The sequence below is a fragment of the Agrobacterium burrii genome (genome assembly GCF_017313405.1).
Lineage (GTDB): Bacteria > Pseudomonadota > Alphaproteobacteria > Rhizobiales > Rhizobiaceae > Agrobacterium > Agrobacterium burrii.
This window is the reverse complement of the sequence record NZ_JAFLNA010000003.1, coordinates 270,743-291,481: the sequence shown is the minus strand read 5'-3', so window position 1 is coordinate 291,481 and position 20,739 is coordinate 270,743. Positions and strand designations below refer to the sequence as shown.

The window sequence follows — 20,739 nt, the reverse complement described above, 5'->3', positions numbered from 1 at the left end:
TCAGGCCTGCGCGGCATGTTTGGGTCACGGCCCGGATGTCTGGCCCGACCAGCCATCATCTCCGGTGGGAACCCGTTGGGGCGCGGTCAACCCTCGCTTAAAACTCCTGCCAGTCGTCCTTTGACGTATCCACGGCCGCATTGCCCGCGAAGGCGGATGCGATCTTGCGGCCGAGCGCGCGCACGGGGGATGCTACCGGCCTGTCGTTGCCGCCGGCATTGCGAACCGGCGCGGGCTGGCTCTTCTGCTGATAGGCAACGTCGGCAAGCCTGAACTGCGAGAGCAGCTGGTTGAGCGACGCGACCTCCTTGGCGAGGTTGTGGCTTGCGGCATTGGTTTCTTCCACCATCGCCGCATTTTTCTGCGTGTCCTGATCCATCTGGTTGACCGCCGTATTGATCTGCTGGAGGCCGGAGGACTGCTCCTGTGCGGATTCCACGATGGAGACGACGTGCCGGTTGATCTCCTGCACTTCCGAGACGATGGTCGCCAGCGCCTTGCCGGTGTCACCCACCAGCTGAACACCCTGCTGCACCTGATCGTTCGAGGTGTTGATCAGCGCCTTGATTTCCTTGGCGGCACTGGCTGAGCGCTGCGCAAGCTCGCGCACTTCCTGCGCCACCACGGCAAAGCCCTTGCCCGCTTCACCCGCACGCGCCGCTTCCACACCGGCATTCAAGGCCAGAAGGTTGGTCTGGAAGGCGATCTCGTCGATCACACCGATGATATTGCTGATCTCATTGGCGGATTTGGCGATCTGTTCCATGGCGACCACGGCGCGGCGCACCACTTCGCCGGATTGTTCGGCGCCCGCCTTGGCGCGGCTGACGATCTGGCCGGCCTCCTGGGCGCGCCGGGTGGAATCGCGCACCGTGGTGGTGATCTCTTCCAGGGCGGCGGCGGTTTCTTCCACGGCGGCGGCCTGCTGTTCCGTGCGCTTGGCCAGATCGTCAGCGGCCGATTTGATCTCGTTTGCGCCGGCACCGATGCCGCCGGCATTCTGTGCAACCTTGGTCAGCGCCCCCTGCAGCTTTTCAGCCGACATGTTGAAGTCGTTGCGAACGCCATCCAGCGTCGCCGTGAACGGCTGGCCGATGCGGTAGGAAACATCGCCTTCGGACAGTTTCGAGAGGCCGGCTGCGAGATTGTCGACGGCGAATTTGACGTCGGCCGCTTCATTTGCCTTCTGCCGCTCACGCTCGATGCGGTCTTTTTCCGACAGGCTGCGATTGGCTTCCGTCTCCTGCTCGAGGCGAATGCGCTCGATCGCATTTTCGCGGAACACCTGAACGGCTTGGGCCATCTGGCCGACTTCGTCTCCGCGTCCCGTACCGTCGATTTCCGCCGCCGTCTCGCCGCCGGCAAGCGATACCATGCGCTCGCGCAAACGGGCGATCGGCGTGGTGATACCACGCGACGCCACGAAAATCGCCAGAATGACGCCGATGGAGAAAACAAATCCAATCACGGCAAGTGATGTCAGGATCGTCGAATTGGTCTCCGCCGTCAGCTCGCCACTTCCCTTCGCAACGCCCTTGACCAGCTTTTCCAGCAGCGCCGCCAAATTGTCAGCGGTCGGGCGAATGGAGGCGTCGGCCCTCAGCATCTGAGCTGCCGCGTCCTCGTTGCGATTGGCCAGGCCTAGTTCGACCGCCTTGTCCGTGATTGCGGTAATCTCCTGCGACTTTGCAAGAAACCCGTCAATGGCAGTCGTCTCCTCCGGAAATGCCGCCTTCACATTGTTAAGGCGCATCACCAGCAGCCGCTTGCTTTCGGTGTAGAAATCCCGTGCGACCTTGATATCCGGCCCGGCCGCGTCATAGGCCATGACCTGATAGGCGCCATAAGCGACTGCGGCGAGATTTCGGTTGGCGCGCGCAAGTTCCACCAGAGCGGCGTTGTCGTTGGCGATGAAGAACGAATAGGCCGTATCCGCTTCCTTGTAGCGGTTGGACATGAATGCGGTTGCGCCAAGGCCAACGACGCAGAGCGGCAGAATAAGCGACAGGATTTTGGTGCGGATGCTGGTATTTTGAAGAAAGGACACGGTGAAACCTCACGTCAACGAAAGCCGCTCCTTCCCCGTGCCGGAGGTGTTCGGCAAGACTGACATTGCACGTCGAACGCCTTGATCATCAAGGCTTCACGAGACGCATCATCGGCTCGGGCCGCAATTTGCATCATGCCTGCATCCGCGAAGGGTGATGCCTGTTCCTCAGATATCGACAGGTTACCATTCGTGAGACGCGGGCGGCCCGCCAGCGAGCGGGCGCGCCGGACCACATTTCGAGAAAAATGGAAAGGGGCTGATTTTCGGATGCCGGCTGCCATTTCTTGTCTGGTAAAATGATTATAGTCAAAAACTTTACAATTCCTTCAAGTCCGTGCGGTCAGCAAAATATAAGATAGGAAAGCAGTAACAGAGCTTTTGCAGCCTGCCTCGCCAAACAAAGTCGGTGCCTGCAGCACGCATCCCCTGCCGTCCGGCACCTCATGCGCTTCGGGCAAAAGACCGTGCTTTCGCATCACCGCCCAGCGCCGAAAGACGGCGGCCAATGCCGCAAGACCAGCCACAACGGAACCGCGGATTGTGGGCGCTGCCAAATATGAGCCGTATGGCGCATATTCCAACGAATATCAGCTGTGACGAACAGCCTGCGAAGGTTGCTGCGAAAGAGGTTTCGTCACCATTGCCTCGTCCCCGCCGCTTCGCGCCGGTGCCGGCCCCGTCTCATCCTCGACAAGGCTGGCATTGGCCTGCAAATGCAGGCCCATCACGGCAACGATGAGGAAAAACCAGACGAAGCCGATGCTGAGGAAGAACAGCGTTTCCAGCGCTTCGCCCACCAGCGAGGTGAAAACAAACCAGCCGAAAATCGCCGCCATCAGCAGGCGCGGCATGAAGAGAATGGAGAACGACCGTTCCTTCGCCATGAACGCCAGGAAACTGAAAAACAGAATGATCGCGGTCAGCTGGTTCAGCAGGCTGGACCCGGCCGCCATGGCGGAGCCCAGATAGGTGGAGGAAAGTGAGATATAGGGCGAAAAACCGACCGTGAAAAAAAGGAAGGTCACATAAAACAATGCGTCCTGCCAATAGCCACGCCCCTGTCCGTCGTCCGCTGCATCCATAAGGGGTTTTTCTCTTCCTTTTTCCACGTCAGCACACATCGTATCCGATGCTTCATCCCCGTCACAGGAATATCCAGCAAAAATCCTATTTTTTAGTTATGCATAATGCACGGAAGAATAGTAATTCCGTCTTTTTCTTCTGTGATGAAGAGATAGACCCGCTGACAGAGAAATGGAGCCCAATTCTGGAGGTTAGTTTGGGAAGTGATGGGATTTTCGCCGGGAAAAAAATTTGCGAATTCATATCAAATATTTGATTTTATTAATATCATAACGAAATATACCCTCGAATAAACTACTTCCATCTGCGCAACATACGAGCCATTTCGGAGTATTGAGGGTATGGCCCAAGGCTCTCTTTAGCGTATATTAACAACTCAAGATGTACCCTTGAGTTGATTTCATAATTGCGCATAAGGCTGGAGACATAAGGTGGACGTTCCGAGACACACCAACATGGACGATGGCGATAGCGGTCAATCGACACGGTACCCGGCAAAGCCCGGAACGGCCGGCATTCGCCCCATGCGCAAGGACGATGTCGAGGCGGTCGAGGCAGTGCTCAACAGCGCTTTCAAGAAGACCGGGCGTGTGAGAAACTTCGATTTCCGCTCCTATGTCGAGACATTGTTTTTCAGCAGCCCCGCCTTTGATCCGGAATACGGCAGTGTCGTCTACGATGCGGGGGGGAACAGGGTCACAAGCGTCATCCTCGCGGTCCCCATGCGGTTCATCGCGAATGGAAAAGCCATTACCGCCAGATTATTATGCGCTTTCGCATCGGATGGGAAACTCGGCTCGCTTGGGGCTGCCCGCCTGTCTCGCAGCATGCGCGCAACGAAACACGACATGCTGTTTTCGGACACGGCCTCCCCCGTCAGCGCCGATCACTGGGTCACGACCGGCGGCACCATGATGCCGATCGAAAGCCTGCAATGGCACAAGGCTCTCAAGCCCTTCTGCACGATTGCGCTGCGTATGCCGCGACGCTCGAAACTGGCCAAGACCACCCTTGCCCTGTCGGCGCTTGGATTTATCGACGGCATCCTGCGATCATGGAAAAAAGGCCTGAGGCCGCATCGGGTCGCCGGCGCCAGGGTAAGAACCGTGGATTTCGAGACATTCCGCCGCAAGGCGCTGACGATGATCGAGCGGTTTTCCATTCGTCCGGAATGGTCTCACGAGGAGTTCCACTGGCTGATAGAGATGAGCAGGGCCAATGAGAGCCTCGGTGAGCTGAAAAGCCTGACGATCGAGACCGCCGAAGGCCATGTCATGGGCGCCGCCCTGTTTTTTGGCCAGCCGGGACGAACCGCCTATGTGCTCAACCTCGTCTGCGATGCCGGTCGTGAAAACGATGTGCTCAACACCCTGTTCCACCATTTCGACGACGAGAATTACGCCCACGTCACCGGCATGTCGCAGCCGTTTCTCATAAACGCGCTATACCGCCAGAACCATATGAGCTTTCGCCATGACGGATATTTCTGCATGGCAACCCGGGATGAAGCGCTGCGCGACCGGGCGATTGCCGGCGACATCTATATTGGCGGGCTGTGCTCGGAAAGCTGGAGCAAGCTGATAACCGACTATTGAGCCGCCCCTTCGCCATTGACGCAGAAGGCAGGCCGCAGCGTTTTACGCTTTGGTGAAACGCTGGACATTCGCCGAAATCAGGTGGCGCAGAGCCTTCGCATAACGTTTGGAGCGCGTCTTGGCCGCCAGCGCGCTGGTCCAGTCCACCATCGAGCCGTTGATATCGAAGTCTCCCAGCTGTCCTTCGGGAACGTCGCCCTTTTCGATACGCTCGACGATCGACCCCAGCGCCGCGTAAAATTCCGGCGAGCGATAGGGCGGATGCAACGAATACATGCCCTTTCCCGTCCCGAGAAAATCCAGCCGGTGCACGCCCACGCGCATCATGTTGGTGCTCAGCACCTCTTCGGCGGGCATCGACACCGGCTGCTGATTATAGGCATAGGAGCGGATACGCCGCTTGGCATCGGGCCGCAGCAGTTCCAGCGAGCCGATCCGTTTAGCGAAGCGGTCCATGTCGATCATGAAAAGCCGCGTAGAGACAGTGGCGAAACGCCATGTGGGAATGCGCGATGGCAGCTTGCGCGGCTCTGGAATATTCCTCACCCCCGGCATGCCGACATGGCGGGAAATATCGAGATCGCCGCGCACCGTCGGCGGTCCGGAAAACGGCGTGATGCAAAGCGCATCCGGGTTGGCCTTCTGCAGGGCAACGGCCTCTTCGAACCAGTTCTGGCTGCCGCCGCCAAACATCATGTCACTGTCCATATGCAGCACATAGCGGGCGTTGGCGCGTTTCAGCCCATAGAAATAAACATGAAACGGCCCCCCATCGAAGGCCTTGGCCGGATAGGGGATCGGCGAGCACGAAAAGAAGGTCTTTGCCACCAGGTTGCGCGCCGCATCGCTGTAATCAACCACATCCACATGCAGATGCGGATAATTGGTCTGCATTTCCTCCAGCATGTCAAAAAGGCGTTTGCTGGCCGCATCAAAGCCATTGCCCTTGTAACGGCCTGCCCCGACCTGCCCGGTATCAACAGTCAGAAGAATGCGGTCCACCTGACCGCCCCAGACCCGCAGCTGATGCGGCAGGGTAAGGGCCGCATGCGGCGCATCGAAGGGATGCAGGTTGATCTGCAGCGCTTTCCGTACGGGAGGAAGCGACGTTTCAGCACTCATGCTCATGCACCACGGTTCCGGAATTCGTTGATGACGGCCATCATCGGTTTTTCGTTGAAGCTCCAGTCCAGCGGCAGCGGCCGGTTGGCCGTACCGTCCCGGCGCGGATAGGCCCAGCGGATCCAGCTATATTGGTCCGAAATACCCCATGTCGTGATCGAGGAAAGCCCGCCACCCGCCGAGGCCGCTTCAAGAAAATCGCGGACCTGGCCGTTGATCAGCATATCGCGCTCGGCCTCCGGGCCGGGCAGCGTCTGGTCCATCACATCCAGCTCCGTCACCAGAACGGCAAGGCCGTAGCTGCGCATTTCCGTGGCAAAGGCGGCAAGCTCATCCTTGGCGATCGGCCAGCCGCCACGCAGATGCCCCTGCAGGCCGATGGCGTTGATCGGCGCGCCCTTCTCAAGCAGTTCGAGAATGAGGTTGCGGAAGGCCGCGCGTTTGGCCGGTGATTTTTCGACGGCGAATTCCACATCATATTCGTTGAGAACAAGCTGCGCCTTCGGATCGACTGCGTGGGCAATATCGAAGGCCTTCTTGATGGCGTCCGACCCTGCGCCATAATACCAGGCATCACGCCGCGCGCGCACATTGCCCGGCACATCGGGGATAGGCTCGTTGACCACGTCCCAGCTGTGGATCACGTCCTTATAACGCTCCATCACCTTGACGATGTCGGTCTCCATCAGCTTCTCGACCTTGCCGCTGCCACCGACACTCGCAAGCCAGGGCGCGTTGGAGGCATACCAGATCAGCGGATGTCCGTGCATGGAAAGCTTGTGCTGACGCGCAAAGTTGGCGATTGCATCCGCGGCGGCGAAATCGAACACATCAGCGGAAGGCCGCATGACCTCCCATTTCATTTCGGTAACCGGGGTGATGCGCGAGCAATATTTGACAACAGCCTCGCCAATGCGGCTATCGGCATTAAGATCCGGCAGGTAAACCGCCGCACCATAAGGGGCGGTCTTGACCGGCGTCTTCTTCTGCGCGGCAAGGGCCGGGCCGGCCATGGCATGCAACAGGCCGGCACTCGCCGCACCGCCCAGAAAATTCCGCCGCCCGATCCGCATTCACCCGCCTCCGCAACCCACACATTAACGTCCGAAAGGACGCAACCGCGCTCTAATTCTCAAAACATAACATCTCGATCATGCCAAAAGGATATTAAAGATTTGCAAGGTTAACCGACGCTATACCACGTCATAATTGGCGAGGCCCGCTTAATCCGGTAGTAACTTCGCTGTGCGAATTCTTGGCCCACCCTTATGGAGTTGAAAACCTTGGTTTCCGTTTCGATTGTCATTCCCGTTCGCAACGGCGAGCGTTACATCGTGGAAGCGATCGAAAGCGTCCTGCTTCAGGGCGAGACCATCCGCGAGGTGCTGGTGGTCGATGACGGCTCCACCGATGCCACCGCGCAAAAGGTGGAAGGTTTTTCCGATCCACGTGTCAAACTGCTCGCCCGGCCGCAGGGAAGGCAGGGCGTTTCCGCCGTGCGCAATTTCGGCCTGTCGCAGGCGCGCGGCGAATGGACGATGTTTCTCGATGCCGACGACCGGCTGAAGCCGGGCGCCATCGCCGCCCTTTGCGCCGGTATCTCCGGCCCTGACGTCGTTGCCGTCTATGGCGACTACGAGCGCATCGACGAAAACGGCGTCAAGATCGGCCGGCGCAATCTCATCCGCCGCCGTGAAAAGCCTGACGGTTTCATCCTCCAGCAGCTGCTGGGTGGAAACTTCATCGTCAATGGCGGCATCATGCTGGTCGGGACCCGGATCTTTCAGGATTTCGGCGGTTTCGACGAGACGTTGCGTTATGCGGAAGACTGGTATGGCTGGTGCAGGCTCGCCGCCGCCGGCCGCTTTGTCTATCTGCCCGGCTGCCATGTGCTCGATTACCGGGTGCACCGGACGAGCGTGATGATGAACCGGCTTTTGACCTTCCGGGACTGCGAGCCGGCCATCAAGGCAGTGTTTTCCGACCCCGCCATCGTCGCCGCCATTTCCCCGCAGGAACTGCGGCGGCTTCGCCACAAATCCGAAAACCACATGAATGCCTATACCGTGGCGCAGGCTTTTCGCGCCCGCCGCTACCGTGAGGCTTTCTCCGCGCTTGCCGATACGTTTCTCAATCGCCCACGCCAGAGCCTCCGGGCCATCGTTTTTTCCGCCGCAGCGCTTGCCGGTATTTAGGAGTTTCCATGCCCGAGATCATGCCGGAAGCGGTGGTGTGCATTCCCAGTTTCCGCCGGCCCGAAGGCCTGCGAAAGACGCTTTTGTCGCTCGCAGCCCAGAAGGTCGATTTTCCCTTCGCAGTCGTCGTGGTCGACAATGATGGCGCAGGCCAGCAGGGCCTTGCCGTCGCACGCGCATTTTTTGGCGAAAGCGGCATGGCCGGGCAGGCTCTGGTGGAGCCGACGCAGGGCAATTGTTACGCCATCAATACCGCCTTCCGCACCGCCCGGCAGAGCTACCCTTCCGCTCAGTGGTTCCTGATGATCGATGACGACGAGGCCGCCTCCCCCGTCTGGCTCGCCGAGATGGTGTCGGCGGCCAAGTCCTTCAGCGTCGATATCGTCGGCGGACCGGTCAACCGTGAATTCGACGCGCCCGCGCCAAAGGCGGTTCTGTCGCATCCGCTGTTCGGCTCCATCGAAGCGCCGACCGGCCCCGTCGAGCAGATCCACGGATCGGGTAACTGCCTGATTTCACGGAAAGTTTTCGAAAGCTTGCCGAAACCGGAATTCGACGTGCGGTTCAATTTCCTCGGCGGCGGCGATATGGATTTCTTCACTCGCTGCCGCAAGGCCGGTTTCAAATTCGCCTGGAGCGCTCAAGCCCTCATCATCGAATATGTGCCGGAAAACCGCATGGCGCCGCGCTGGATCATGGAGCGCTCGCTCAGAACCGGTATCATCAATTACAGCATCGACCGCGCTCGCCGTCCCGGCCTCAAGGGCGGACTGCTGCTTGCCGCCAAAAACATCGTCAGCCTGGGCCTGTCGCTTATCCGCGCCGTTGCCGCTTTCCTGAAAACCGGAGCGCTGCTGCCCGCCACCCATCCGCCGCTAATGTCCATCGGCCGCGTGATGGCGAGCCTCGGCATCACGCTCACGCCCTATAAGGCGCCGGTGAAAAAGGCCTGATACCCCTGATTACGGGCGCCAGTGTCAGCCCAGCGTTTTTTCCCTGCCCAGCGAAATCGTATTCATGCGCTTCTGGAAACCGAGGGAGGAAAAGACGGCTGCAAGGATGAGAAGCGGAACCAGAACCGGCCAGAAGAAACAAAGAACGATACCGGTCACCCGATAAAAATCCCAATCCCTGTCGCGGCGGGCGCCTTCAATATAGGTCATGGCGAGAGAGGTAACGGTGCCAATCCCATAAACAAAAAGAGAAATGGACGTAATGACCATTGCTGCCCTCAAATATCTCTGATTCGAATAAATTTATAATATTTCCCCAGTGTAACGCCGTTGCGGCCAGTTGCAACGAATTTCAGCGGCGAGACGCATTGTTTCAATACGTTAGGGTGATCTCATATAGATTGGCGAACGCGGCTTTCAAAAAATCCGCTGAACAGTCAAAACTGAGAAGGGCAAAACCGAGGACGGCGAAACTGCCGTTTTCCTCTCCGCCTTGTCAGCGTCCCGAAGCCCGGTAGCTGTGTTTCAGAAGCGAATATATAGCGATCGGATTGGTCAGCAGGTAACGTTTGCCGAGACGTCTCGGCTCAAGCATCGCCCGGTAGAGCCATTCCAGCCCCATATCCTGCATCCATTGCGGCGCGCGGCTGTTCTTGCCGGCGAGAAAATCAAACAGGCCACCGCAGGTCTTGACCACGGCAATGCCGGAAAGCCTGTCCAGATTGCGCGAAACGAAGCGTTGCTCCAGCGGAATGCCGAAACCGACCCAGAGAATATCGGTCTGCGATGCGACGACATCGGCCAGGATCGCCTCTTCTTCGTCCCGGCTGAAATAACCGTTGCGTCGCCCGGAAAAAACCAGACGCGGATAAAGCCTCTGCATTTCCTCGACTGCGGCGCGGTTGACCTCTTCGGAGCCACCGAGGAAATAAAACCGCGCGCCCGTCTCTTCGGCCCGGCGGGCAACCGCGTGGACGAGATCCGTCGTTGCGACGCGTTCGCGCAGCGCACTCGGGCAGAACTTGCGGGAAAAGATTACCAGGGACATGCCGTCGGCGTGAATCTGGTCCGCCTGCCGCAGCATGGCGTCAAATTCCCTGTCGTGATGGCAGAGCGCGATGACCTGACCGTTCGCCGAGGTCGAATAGAACGGCCTTGCGCCGGCAGCGCGCACGCGCACCGACCGCAGGATGAAATCCTCAGCCGTTTCTTCAATCGTCACGTCAGTGATGGGTAAAGCCGCAAGCGGAATGACGGGCCAGGTCTTGTTCGGCCCTTTCGCATCCGGCATTTCGCTCCCTGTCATAATCTGTCCGGTGTCCAAGATAGGCATCGTTTCATTGTTATAGTCACACATATGCTTAGAGTATAAGGCTTCAAACACTACGAAGAACTATCATTAATATTTTTATAAACCCGCCGCTTGAAGTCGACAATTTACACGCCCGCAGGTTGAGACCGCTCTTTCCGCCTATTCCGGTTTGCCCACCGATGGGTTAAGGAACCGCGAACCCACACCACAGAAAAGGTCAAGGCCATGGAAACTATCTCGATCGACAACCGCGGCGATTTCGGCCTCTGGGCAATAGAACGGGCAAAGGAAATCGTCGCCAACGAAGCGTCCGATCTCGCCGTTTCGGTGCGCGACGGCGACGAGGCCGGCATTCGGGATGCGGGCAATGCGCTGGGTGCCGCCATCGCCGCTGCCCTGCTCGAAGTTTATGACGGTCTGACGTCGGAAGAATAAGCGCCGCGGGTCAGCCCCGTCAGGCGTAGCGCGCAGCACTTTCATCGTGATCGTTGCGACGCAGATAACCCCAGAGCCCGAGCGCCACGGCAATGCCGAGACCAAGGAAAAGACCGCCTGCGCCACCGGCAATCAGGAAGGTCAGCTTGCCCGGCGGCCAGCTTCTGGAATTCGGCGCAACGGGCTGCGAAATCACCCGCACATTGGTGGAATCGATCGACTGCTGTTCGGCAAGCTGGCGTGAGCGGGTGAGATAGGTCTCGTAGATTGCGGCGGCCGAATTGGCGTCGCGCTCCAGATCCCTGAGCCGCACCTGCGCCTCGTTATCGGTGAAGACGTTGGCCCGTTCCGCCACCGCCTTCAATCTGAGGGCATCAAGCGAGGAGCGGGCCTCGGCGACATTTGTCTTGGCCGCCTGCAGGATGCGCCGCGCTTCATCCGCCATGCCGCGTTCCAGCATGGCGCGCTCCGCCCCTGCGGTTGCCAGGCGCGGATGCCGCGCACCATAGGTCAGCGTCATCGCGCCGATCTGCTGCTGCAGGGTGCTATATTGCGCACGGATGGTGTTCATGGTCTGGCTATCGAAGATGGCGTCGCTCTGCGTGCGGTTCTGGGCAATCGCCGCTTCCATCTGCTTCAGACGTGATTCTTCCTGAATGACACGCTGCTGTGCCGCAAGAACCTGCGCATTCAGTTCGCCGGAGGCGAGATTGCTGACCAGCTGGCCATTATTTTCCTGCAACCCGTTTTCACGACGGAAATCCGCCACCCGTTTTTCGGCAACGGTCACGTTCTCACGCATTTCCTCAAGCCGCTTTTTGAGATCGTCGACAACGCGCTGGCTGCTGTCGGAGGTCGTCTGGAACAACTCGCTTTCAAAGGCTTTGACGATGGCCTTGGAAACCGCCACGGATTTTTCCGCGTCGTTGGTCCAGACCGACAGCGTCACCACGAAGGAACGCGGATCGCGTTCCGCCGCTACCCGGTCGCCGAGGGAACGGAGCGCGCCCACCCGGTTGTCGCCATCTTCCGGCTTCGACGAAAACATCGCCTTCAGCCGGGCAAGCGGCGGCGGATTGATGAATTCGCCGTCCTGATCGAGTTTCAGCTCATCCACCACCCGTGCCAGCACGTTGCGCGAGGTGATGGTGCGCAGCTTGCTTTCCACTTCGAGGATCTGGGTGTCGCGCTGCTGGCTCGGCGAAAACACGCCGTCATTGACGACGTTGAGATTGGAGGGATTAACGACGATATCCGTATAAGCGGTGTAACGCGGCGGCGTCATGGAAGCATAGGTAAGCGCGGCGGCGACGCAGAGAATGATCGCCAGCACAATCCAGACAATGCCGTTCCGCAGCCAGATGATCACATCGTCCACACCGATCCTGTCGATATGCTTCAGGCCCGGCAGTGCGGTCGCCAGATTACCGGTCGGCGAGGATGGTTTCACCGGCTTCTCGGCCGGGGTCGGCTCGGCGGCGGCGACCGGTTTCGGCTCCAGATGCTCTTTCAGCACCGTGCGTTCGAAAACCTCGTCCTCATCCACCAGATCGTCCAGCAGGGAACCGTGGGGTCTGGCGGCGGGCGCCGTTTTTTCATCAAGCGGACGTGCCTGCTTATGTCCCGCCTTTTGAAGCCTGTACATTAGCCAATCCAACTCGAATGAACCACAAAAAAGGCCGGCAACATATGGTTTCCATCGTCGCCAGAGCCGCTATCGACAGACAAGTTTAAATATGACGGGTGAATTTTAGGTTACCCGCTTCATCCCCGTAATCATCGCCCATTCGTGGCCGCCATGAAAGAGATGATTGACCTGAATGGATCAATACGGTTCTTTCAGCCGTTATATTTTTATATTATCCATTTGAACCTCAAAGATTTTATCGAAACGGAGTTTGGCATGAGCCTGAAATTTGGAACGAGCGGCCTTCGTGGTCTCTCTGTCGATCTGAAAGGAAAAGCCTCGGCCGTCTATGCGACGGCATTTGCAAGGCACCTTCTCACATCGGGTCAGGCAAAGGCCGGCGACCCCATTCTTGTGGCCCGCGATTTCCGCGACTCGAGCCCGGATGTTTCCGCCACCTGTATCGCCGCTCTGAAAAAGGCCGGTCTCACCCCGCTCGATTGCGGCACGGTGCCGACACCGGCTCTGGCGCTTTACGGCCTGTCGCTGAAAGCAGGCGCGCTGATGATCACCGGCTCGCATATTCCGGCCGATCGCAACGGCATCAAATTCTATCGCCCGGACGGCGAAATCGACAAGCAGGATGAAACGGCAATCGCCGCCCTTGCAGTCGAAGTCGAAGCGGAAGGTGTGAGTGACGAGGCCGCGACGGCGGAAGACCATTCCGCAATTGCAGCCGAACTGTTTTACGAACGCAACATCGCGCTGCTGCCGGAAAAGGCGCTCTCGGGCCTCAAGATCGGCGTTTACCAGCACAGCACCGTGGCGCGCGATCTCTTCGTCGACGTTCTCGCCCACTATGGCGCCGACGTCGTGGCGCTCGGCCGCTCGGAGACCTTCATTCCTGTTGATACCGAGGCGGTCTCGCCGGAAACGCTCACGCTTCTCAAGAAGTGGGCGCCGGAACATGGTCTCGATGCCATCGTTTCCGCTGACGGCGACGGCGACCGCCCGCTGCTTGCCGATGAAAACGGCGTGCCGCTGCGCGGCGACCTGATCGGGCTTATCACCGCGAATTTCCTCGATGCCGGCGTGGTCGTCACCCCCGTCACCTCCAATTCCGGCATTGAAGCCAGCGGTTCCTTCGAGGTCGTCCGCACCAGGGTCGGCTCGCCTTTCGTCATCGCCGGCATGGCAGAGGCGCTTGCCGCCGGCAGAAACGGCGTCATGGGCTTCGAGGCCAATGGCGGCCTGCTGACCGCTTCCGCCTTCACCCTCAACGGCAGGGCAGTCTCGCCGCTGCCGACGCGTGACAGCTTCCTGCCGGTTCTCGCCGTGCTGCTTCTGTCGGCCGAGCAGAAAAAGCCGCTGTCGGAGATCGCCGCCGCCTATAATCTGCCGGTCGCCGCCGCCGATCGTCTGGAGAATTTCGCCCAGGAAAAAAGCGCCGCCCTGATGACGCATCTGCGCGCTTCGCGCGACAATCTTGAGGCTTTCCTCGCTCCGGTCGGCAAGGTCAAGACGCTCAGCGACATCGACGGCCTGCGCGTGGCGCTCACCGACGGCAGCACCATCCACTTCCGCCCTTCCGGCAACGCGCCCGAAATGCGCTGCTACGTCGAAGCCGCCAATCAGGACGAAGCCGAAACGCTGCTGAACAAGGGGCTCGATCTCATCCGCAATTTTGGATGAGTGGATGGCGCATGCGGGATGATATAAGCTGAACGCATGAAGAGAACGGACGCGATCAGAAAACTCAGGCGACACGCCCATGCGGTGAAAAGCATGGGCGCAACGTCGCTCTATCTTTTTGGATCGACGGCCCGCGATGAAGCCCTTGGCTCAAGCGATCTGGACATCTTCATCGACTATGATCCGGACCGCCGTTTCTCATTGCTCGATCTCGTCGGTATCAAGCAGTTTCTGGAAGAAGAGTTGGCGGTGGAAGTGGACGTGACGACACGCAACAGCCTCCACCCGCTGCTTCGCAATGACATCGAACAATCCGCAGTCCGGATATTTTGATGATTAAACGCAGGGTCGGACCAGTTCTCTCCGAAATTCTGGAGGCCATAAACGGCATTGAGACCCACACCGCAGGCCTGTCACTTGCTGATTTCCAGCAGAATTGGCTCCTCAAGCTTGCTGTACAGCGTGCCTTGGAGATCGTTTCCGAGGCATCACGGCACATTCCGGAGGACTTGCTGGACCTCGCACCGGACATTCCATGGAAACAAATTCGCGGGATCGGCAATATTCTCCGCCATGAATACCACAAGATCGCGGACGATGTGGTTTGGGCCGTGGTTACCGAACATGTCGCACCACTCAAAATCGCCGTTCAGGCTATTCAACGATCCATCAGATCCGAAAACTGAGGGGTCTATCGGCACAATGTCCCAAATGTCGCATCCCGCCTTTCCCTGTTGCTCTTCCCGCTTGAGAAAGCGATAAGGACCGCAGGGCCAGAAGAGGCGGACGATGAGCGGCGAGACCACTACCCTTTATGAAGCGATCGGCGGCGATGCGACCGTCAAGGCCCTGACCCGGCGCTTTTATGAATTGATGGCCACCCTGCCGGAGGCGGCGCATTGCCGTGCCATTCACCCGGCCGATCTTTCCGGCAGCGAAGCGAAGTTTTACGATTATCTGACGGGATATCTTGGCGGACCGCCCGTCTATGTCGAGAAACACGGCCATCCAATGTTGCGCCGCCGCCATTTCGTCGCGCCCATCGGCCCTGCCGAGCGGGACGAATGGCTGCTCTGCTTCCGCCGCGCCATGGACGAGACCATCGAGAACCCGAAGCTGCGCGAGATCATCTGGGCGCCGGTGGAGCGGCTGGCCTTTCACATGCAGAACCAGGAGGCGGACAGCCCATGAGCAATTCAAGCGTGAGCAACGGAAGTTCGACAGGCGCAACAGTGCCGCGCGAACGGCTGCGATCCTTCATTTTGCTGCTGGGCGGTTTGCTCGGGGCTGCGGGCGTCATGCTTGCTGCCGCCGCCACGCATACCGGCGAGACCTATATGCTGGGCAATGCCTCGGCCATGGCGCTGGCGCATGCCCCGGTGCTGGTGGCGCTCAATATCGGCGCGGACCGTATCAGAACCGCCATTCCGGCGGGCCTGATCCTCGGGCTTGGTACCGCGATCTTTGTCGGTGATCTCGTCACAAGGCATTTTTCCGGCCACAGCCTGTTTCCCTTCGCCGCCCCCACGGGCGGCCTTGGCATGATTGCCGGATGGCTCGTGCTCTGCGCCGGGGCATTTTTGAAGCCGAAAGGCTGATCGGCCTTAACGCCGCGTCCAGCGAAATGACAGGATGTTGCGGCCGCCTTCAGCCGCTTCGCCGAGCGCGAAAGACGGCGTTTCGCCGGGTTGGCGGGTGCGTAGATGGGGAAAGGTCACCACATTGCTGTCGGCCGCCGCACGGTTGCGCCGCTCCCGTTCGCCGACGATCTCATACATGTCCGTCAGGGCCGGATCGGCGGCATGTTCGGCCATCTTGTGCAGCTCCACGCGGCAGGCTTCTGCTGCCGCGGGCTCATCATCATGGAAATTATTGCGCTCGTCGCTCATCGCTGGAGGTCCGTTCATTCATGGTCTGCAGCGCCCGCTCCAGACTGGATTTGCTGCCATTGCGCAGCGGAATGAACGTCTTGCCGAATTTCTTGCAACCCGACTTCACCCGCAGACACGCATCGTGGCTGATACAGTCGATGGGGCAGAAAACGCAGTCGACGGAGGGGAGAACGGTATCGATGCGCGACACCGCTTCACGCAGGCCGCCATCGTGATGGATCAGCTCGGCGCCGAAATTGCTGGCGATCTGGCGAAGATGCGCAACCTGACAGTCACGGCCGCCGACATAAAGAAAGCTTTTCGGGCCGGAAGGCTGCTGTGCGACCACGTCCCTTTCAGGTTGTGGCGCGCCAATAGCCTGCTTGCCGCCGCGTCCGGCCTTCTTCTTTTCCTTGCGTGCCATTCCCTCACCTGCCGGTTGATTTTTCATGCCCCGGACGTTCGGGATAGCGGCACCATAATAAAGATGAGTTTTAGAGTAAAGTATAAAGGTGATCATTTTCCTCATGTTTTGACGCAAAACATCGATCACATATTCGCGAGAACCCGTCCCGCTTAGCCGTTTAGCCGCAATCCACCCATGAAAAGCTGCTCCAGATGCCGGGCCGCATCTTCAAAACGGCCATCCCCGCCGTGTCTGTCACCCAGCACCGCCCGCACCTGCACATCGAAATCCGCATAATGCTGGGTTGTCGACCAGATCGAAAAGATAAGATGGTAGGGATCACATTTGGCGATCCGGCCGGCCTTCATCCACGCGCGGATCACCTCGGCCTTTTCATCCACCAGTTGCTTCAGCGGCCCTTTCAGCTCATCCTCGATATGCGGCGCGCCCTGCAGGATTTCATTGGCGAATAGCCGGCTTTCACGCGGAAAATCCCGCGACATTTCCAGCTTGCGGCGAATATAGGAACGGATCTCGCTTTCGGGATTGCCCCCGGCATCAAAAGCCCTGAGCGGATCAAGCCAGGTATCCAGCACCCGTTCGATGAGCGCGCGATGCATCGCCTCCTTGGTGCGGAAATAATAAAGCACATTCGGCTTGGACATGCCGGCCGCCTCGGCAATCTGGTCTATGGTGGAACCACGAAAGCCATTGATGGAAAAGACACTGAGCGCTGCCTCGAGGATAGCTTCCTGCTTTTCCTCCTGAATGCGGGTCCGCTTCTGTGTTTTCGCTGCGCGCGGTATGGCCATTCTCTGCTCTCTGTTTCTTTTCGATGCAATTGCCGCTACAGTATGATTAAAAAATAATCGACGCGTACAGTTTGGGCAAAATTAGTGCGATTCGTCACAAAAGTCCCTTGCTGACGTCATCGCAAATTTGCATTGTTTACCAGCCGGTCAATTTATCCATCATCGCCAGCACAAGGCAATGGCTGTTATCTTAGCCGGCAAAAACGGGAACGGCACAAGCTTTGCTTCGATAAAAACAAAACAGGTGAGGACGACACTTCATGGCGGCGGGTAAGAACTTGACGGTCAATGGCGACCGTCTGTGGGACAGTCTGATGGACATGGCGAAGATCGGCCCCGGCATCGCCGGCGGCAATAATCGCCGCACACTGACGGATGAGGATGGAGAAGGCCGCCACCTGTTCAAGCGCTGGTGCGAGGCGGCGGGCCTGACGCTTGGCGTCGACCGCATGGGCACCATGTTCGCTACCCGCCCCGGCGAGGATCCGGACGCGCTGCCCGTCTATATCGGCAGCCACCTCGACACCCAGCCGACCGGCGGCAAGTTCGATGGCGTGCTTGGCGTGCTGGCCGGGCTGGAGGTGGTGCGCAGCCTGAACGATCTCAATATCAGGACCAGACACCCGATCACCGTCACCAACTGGTCCAACGAGGAGGGCGCGCGTTTTGCGCCCGCCATGCTGGCATCGGGCGTCTTTGCCGGCATCCACGATCTCGATTACGCCTATAGCCGCACCGATACTGACGGCAAGACCTATGGCGACGAACTGAAGCGCATCGGCTGGCTGGGCGAGGAAGAGGTCGGCGCGCGTAAAATGCACGCCTATTTCGAATACCACATCGAACAGGGGCCGATCCTCGAGGCGGCGGAAAAACAGATCGGCGTCGTCACCCATTGCCAGGGCCTGTGGTGGCTGGAAGTGACGCTGACCGGCAAGGAGGCCCATACCGGCTCCACCCCGATGGCCATGCGCGTCAATGCCGGCCTTGCCGCCGCCCGCATTCTCGAAAAGGTGCAGGAAGTAGCCATGGCCCACCAGCCGGGCGCCGTCGCCGGCGTCGGCCAGATGATTTTCACCCCCAATTCCCGCAATGTGTTACCGGGCAAAGTGGTTTTCACCATCGACCTCAGAACCCCCTCGCAGGCGAAACTCGACAGCATGCGCGCCATTTTCGAACGTGAGGTGCCCCAGATCGCCGAAGAACTCGGCGTCGGCTGCACCATCGAGGCCATCGGCCATTTCGATCCCGTCACCTTCGATCCGGTGCTGGTCGGCCGCGTGCGCGAGGCTGCCGAAAAACTCGGCTACAGCCACATGGACATCATTTCCGGCGCTGGCCACGATGCCTGCTGGACAGCGAGAGTCGCCCCCTCCACCATGATCTTCTGCCCCTGCGTGGACGGGCTTTCCCACAACGAGGCGGAAGAGATTTCGCAGGAATGGGCAAAGGCCGGTTGCGACGTGCTGCTGCATGCGGTGCTGGAGACGGCGGAGATCGTGGAATGATCGTACCCACGATGGCAGGCCCCCTCATCCGGCCCTTCGGGCCACCTTCTCCCCGGCGGGGAGAAGAAACACGCGGCAGTGTTTTCGCCCCTCTCACCCACGTCGCAAAAACCTGCGACGGTGCCTCACATTTCTTCTCCCCGCCGGGGAGAAGGTGGCCCGAAGGGCCGGATGAGGGGGCAAGGGTCATGGCCGATCACATCGGTAAAAAAGCATCGAAGCGCCATTCCGGCAAAACCACCCAGGCCCGAAAGCTCCGCCATGACGAAACGGATGCCGAATACCGCCTTTGGTACGAACTGAAAAACCGGCGGCTAAACGGCTTCAAATTCAGTCGGCAAGTTCCTCTCGGCCCTTACATCGCCGATTTTGTCTGCCGCGAAAAAAAGCTGATCGTCGAACTGGACGGGTCGCAGCACGCCTCTTCCACGCACGACCGGCAACGAACGCTCTGGCTGAACCGCGAGGGCTATGCGGTTCTGCGCTTCTGGAACCACGAAATTTTCGAAGAGCCCTCCTCGACGCTCAACACCATCCTCGCCGTCCTGAACGCCGAGAGTTTCCTGCCTGATCATCCCGACCGTTATTCGCCAGCCCTCGCTACCGGGAACACGTAACAATGACCGCCACCATCATCAAAAACGGCACCATCGTCACCGCAGACCTGACCTACAAGGCCGATGTGAAGATCGAAGGCGGCAGGATCACCGGGATCGGCCCAGATCTGACGGGCGGCACGATCCTCGATGCCACCGGATGTTACGTCATGCCCGGCGGCATCGATCCGCATGTGCATCTGGAAATGCCGTTCATGAGCACCTATTCCGCCGATGACTTCGAGAGCGGTACGCGGGCGGCGCTGGCCGGTGGCACCACCATGGTGGTGGATTTCTGTCTGCCCGAACCGGGGCAATCGCTTCTCGACGCGCTGCAACGCTGGGACAACAAGGCGACGCGGGCCAATTGCGATTATTCCTTCCACATGGCCGTCACCTGGTGGGGCGAGCAGGTCTTCAACGAGATGAAGACGGTGGTTCTGGAAAAGGGCATCAATTCCTTCAAGCACTTCATGGCCTATAAGGGCGCGCTGATGGTGAATGATGACGAGATGTTCGCCTCCTTCTCGCGCTGCGCCGAGCTGGGCGCCATTCCCTTCGTGCACGCGGAAAACGGCGATATCGTCGCGCAGATGCAGGAAAAGCTGATGGCGGAAGGCAATATCGGCCCCGAGGCCCACGCCTATTCGCGGCCGCCCGCCGTTGAAGGCGAGGCCACCAACCGCGCCATCATCATTGCCGATATGGCCGGCGCGCCGCTGTATGTCGTCCACACCTCCTGCGAGCAGGCGCATGAAGCGATCCGCCGCGCCCGGCAGAATGGCATGCGTGTTTATGGCGAACCGCTGATCCAGCACCTGATCCTCGATGAAAGCGAATATGCCAGTCCCGACTGGGATCACGCCGCCCGCCGGGTCATGTCGCCGCCCTTCCGCAACCGCCAGCATCAGGACAGCCTCTGGGCGGGTCTGGCGTCAGGTTCGCTGCAATGCGTGGCGACCGATCATTGCGCTTTCACCACCGAGCAGAAACACTTCGGTATTGGTGATTTCCGCAAGATACCCAACGGCACCGGCGGGCTGGAGGATCGCATGCCGCTGCTCTGGACCCATGGTGTGGTGACCGGACGTCTGACGATGAACGAATTCGTCGCCGTCACCTCCACCAACATCGCCAAGATCCTCAACATCTATCCGAAAAAGGGCGCGATCCTCGTTGGCAGTGATGCCGATATCGTTGTCTGGGATCCGGCACTGAAAAAGACCATCAGCGCAGCGAGCCAGCAATCGGCCATCGACTACAACGTGTTTGAGGGACAAAAGATCAGGGGGCTGCCGCGCTTCACCCTGTCGCGCGGTCTCGTCAGCGTCGAGGAGGGCAGCATCGAAACGCAGCCGGGCCACGGCCAGTTTATCCCCCGCGATCCCTACCCCGCCGTCAGCCGGGCGCTTTCCACCTGGAAAGAACTCGTTTCGCCGCGCCGGGTGGAACGCAGCGGCATTCCGGCATCGGGCGTGTGAT

Annotated in this window: 20 protein-coding genes and 2 pseudogenes; 12 read left to right on the top strand and 10 right to left on the bottom strand. The window is 59.3% G+C overall.

Annotated features, from left to right (window positions below; all coding sequences use genetic code 11):
* Positions 1-97: 97 nt before the first annotated feature.
* Together JZX89_RS08125 and JZX89_RS08120 are read right to left on the bottom strand one after the other, a co-directional pair.
* Positions 98-2,047 (bottom strand): methyl-accepting chemotaxis protein, encoded by a 1,950-nt coding sequence (locus JZX89_RS08125; RefSeq protein ID WP_207133756.1) that lies wholly within the window; start codon positions 2,045-2,047, stop codon positions 98-100.
* 788 nt (positions 2,048-2,835) lie between these two features.
* A pseudogene (locus JZX89_RS08120) lies at positions 2,836-3,132 on the bottom strand (Wzy-type polysaccharide biosynthesis protein UppW); the annotation flags it as partial.
* A 525-nt stretch (positions 3,133-3,657) separates the two neighbouring features.
* Here JZX89_RS08120 and JZX89_RS08115 point away from each other — a divergent pair.
* Positions 3,658-4,728, top strand: a complete 1,071-nt coding sequence (locus tag JZX89_RS08115) for a GNAT family N-acetyltransferase (RefSeq protein ID WP_207133854.1) — start codon at positions 3,658-3,660, stop codon at positions 4,726-4,728.
* A 42-nt stretch (positions 4,729-4,770) separates the two neighbouring features.
* Here the strand turns inward: JZX89_RS08115 and uppG are convergent, their stop codons facing one another.
* On the bottom strand, positions 4,771-5,850 hold the full coding sequence (gene uppG, locus JZX89_RS08110) for a polysaccharide biosynthesis glycosyltransferase UppG (RefSeq protein WP_207133853.1): 1,080 nt from the start codon (positions 5,848-5,850) through the stop codon (positions 4,771-4,773).
* 2 nt (positions 5,851-5,852) lie between these two features.
* A complete protein-coding gene (gene uppI / locus JZX89_RS08105; protein ID WP_207133755.1) occupies positions 5,853-6,923 on the bottom strand; it encodes a polysaccharide biosynthesis UDP-hexose transferase UppI in 1,071 nt (356 codons plus the stop codon).
* Between the two features lie 210 nt (positions 6,924-7,133).
* Here uppI and uppH point away from each other — a divergent pair, with 210 nt between their 5' ends.
* Together uppH and uppJ are read left to right on the top strand one after the other, a co-directional pair.
* A complete protein-coding gene (uppH, locus tag JZX89_RS08100; RefSeq protein ID WP_246746679.1) occupies positions 7,134-8,045 on the top strand; it encodes a polysaccharide biosynthesis endo-1,4-beta-xylanase UppH in 912 nt (303 codons plus the stop codon).
* A gap of 8 nt (positions 8,046-8,053) precedes the next feature.
* The gene (gene uppJ / locus JZX89_RS08095) at positions 8,054-8,998 is read left to right on the top strand and encodes a polysaccharide biosynthesis UDP-hexose transferase UppJ (protein WP_207133753.1); all 945 of its coding nucleotides are present in this window, start codon (positions 8,054-8,056) and stop codon (positions 8,996-8,998) included.
* A 24-nt stretch (positions 8,999-9,022) separates the two neighbouring features.
* Here uppJ and JZX89_RS08090 read toward each other — a convergent pair whose 3' ends face one another.
* Together JZX89_RS08090 and uppL are read right to left on the bottom strand one after the other, a co-directional pair.
* On the bottom strand, positions 9,023-9,268 hold the full coding sequence (locus JZX89_RS08090; protein WP_149899931.1) for a hypothetical protein: 246 nt from the start codon (positions 9,266-9,268) through the stop codon (positions 9,023-9,025).
* A 226-nt stretch (positions 9,269-9,494) separates the two neighbouring features.
* The gene (gene uppL, locus JZX89_RS08085; protein ID WP_174373642.1) at positions 9,495-10,289 is read right to left on the bottom strand and encodes a polysaccharide biosynthesis UDP-hexose transferase UppL; all 795 of its coding nucleotides are present in this window, start codon (positions 10,287-10,289) and stop codon (positions 9,495-9,497) included.
* Between the two features lie 246 nt (positions 10,290-10,535).
* On the opposite strand from uppL, the gene JZX89_RS08080 reads away from it, so the two are divergent.
* A complete protein-coding gene (locus JZX89_RS08080; protein WP_174373270.1) occupies positions 10,536-10,745 on the top strand; it encodes a hypothetical protein in 210 nt (69 codons plus the stop codon).
* Between the two features lie 19 nt (positions 10,746-10,764).
* On the opposite strand, the gene uppM is transcribed toward JZX89_RS08080, so the two are convergent.
* On the bottom strand, positions 10,765-12,390 hold the full coding sequence (gene uppM, locus JZX89_RS08075) for a polysaccharide biosynthesis protein UppM (protein WP_207133752.1): 1,626 nt from the start codon (positions 12,388-12,390) through the stop codon (positions 10,765-10,767).
* Between the two features lie 258 nt (positions 12,391-12,648).
* On the opposite strand from uppM, the gene uppO reads away from it, so the two are divergent.
* The 5 genes from uppO (at position 12,649) to JZX89_RS08050 (ending at position 15,662) form a co-directional block, all read left to right on the top strand.
* Complete coding sequence (gene uppO / locus JZX89_RS08070; protein WP_207133751.1) at positions 12,649-14,064, top strand: polysaccharide biosynthesis phosphomannomutase UppO; 1,416 nt, start codon at positions 12,649-12,651, stop codon at positions 14,062-14,064.
* A 36-nt stretch (positions 14,065-14,100) separates the two neighbouring features.
* Positions 14,101-14,397 carry a nucleotidyltransferase family protein gene (locus JZX89_RS08065; RefSeq protein WP_149899929.1) on the top strand — a complete coding sequence of 99 codons (297 nt, stop codon included), beginning with the start codon at positions 14,101-14,103 and terminating at the stop codon, positions 14,395-14,397.
* On the top strand, positions 14,397-14,750 hold the full coding sequence (locus tag JZX89_RS08060) for a HepT-like ribonuclease domain-containing protein (RefSeq protein WP_149899928.1): 354 nt from the start codon (positions 14,397-14,399) through the stop codon (positions 14,748-14,750). The genes JZX89_RS08065 and JZX89_RS08060 overlap by 1 nt, the downstream gene beginning before the upstream one ends.
* A 103-nt stretch (positions 14,751-14,853) precedes the next feature.
* Positions 14,854-15,255, top strand: coding sequence for a group II truncated hemoglobin (locus JZX89_RS08055; RefSeq protein WP_207133750.1), 402 nt, complete (start codon positions 14,854-14,856; stop codon positions 15,253-15,255).
* Positions 15,252-15,662, top strand: a complete 411-nt coding sequence (locus JZX89_RS08050) for a DUF423 domain-containing protein (RefSeq protein WP_153516527.1) — start codon at positions 15,252-15,254, stop codon at positions 15,660-15,662. The genes JZX89_RS08055 and JZX89_RS08050 overlap by 4 nt, the downstream gene beginning before the upstream one ends.
* A 6-nt stretch (positions 15,663-15,668) precedes the next feature.
* On the opposite strand, the gene JZX89_RS08045 is transcribed toward JZX89_RS08050, so the two are convergent.
* From JZX89_RS08045 to JZX89_RS08035, 3 genes and pseudogenes are all read right to left on the bottom strand, one after another.
* On the bottom strand, positions 15,669-15,953 hold the full coding sequence (locus JZX89_RS08045; protein WP_207133749.1) for a hypothetical protein: 285 nt from the start codon (positions 15,951-15,953) through the stop codon (positions 15,669-15,671).
* Positions 15,934-16,257 (bottom strand): annotated as a pseudogene (locus JZX89_RS08040) (DUF2325 domain-containing protein); the annotation flags it as partial. The gene JZX89_RS08045 and the pseudogene JZX89_RS08040, both read right to left, overlap by 20 nt.
* A gap of 254 nt (positions 16,258-16,511) precedes the next feature.
* The gene (locus JZX89_RS08035) at positions 16,512-17,153 is read right to left on the bottom strand and encodes a TetR family transcriptional regulator C-terminal domain-containing protein (protein WP_149899924.1); all 642 of its coding nucleotides are present in this window, start codon (positions 17,151-17,153) and stop codon (positions 16,512-16,514) included.
* 260 nt (positions 17,154-17,413) lie between these two features.
* Here JZX89_RS08035 and JZX89_RS08030 point away from each other — a divergent pair, with 260 nt between their 5' ends.
* The 3 genes from JZX89_RS08030 (at position 17,414) to hydA (ending at position 20,738) form a co-directional block, all read left to right on the top strand.
* The gene (locus tag JZX89_RS08030; RefSeq protein WP_207133747.1) at positions 17,414-18,661 is read left to right on the top strand and encodes a Zn-dependent hydrolase; all 1,248 of its coding nucleotides are present in this window, start codon (positions 17,414-17,416) and stop codon (positions 18,659-18,661) included.
* Between the two features lie 188 nt (positions 18,662-18,849).
* Positions 18,850-19,278, top strand: coding sequence for an endonuclease domain-containing protein (locus JZX89_RS08025; RefSeq protein ID WP_174373264.1), 429 nt, complete (start codon positions 18,850-18,852; stop codon positions 19,276-19,278).
* Between the two features lie 2 nt (positions 19,279-19,280).
* A complete protein-coding gene (gene hydA, locus JZX89_RS08020; protein ID WP_207133746.1) occupies positions 19,281-20,738 on the top strand; it encodes a dihydropyrimidinase in 1,458 nt (485 codons plus the stop codon).
* Position 20,739: the final 1 nt, after the last annotated feature.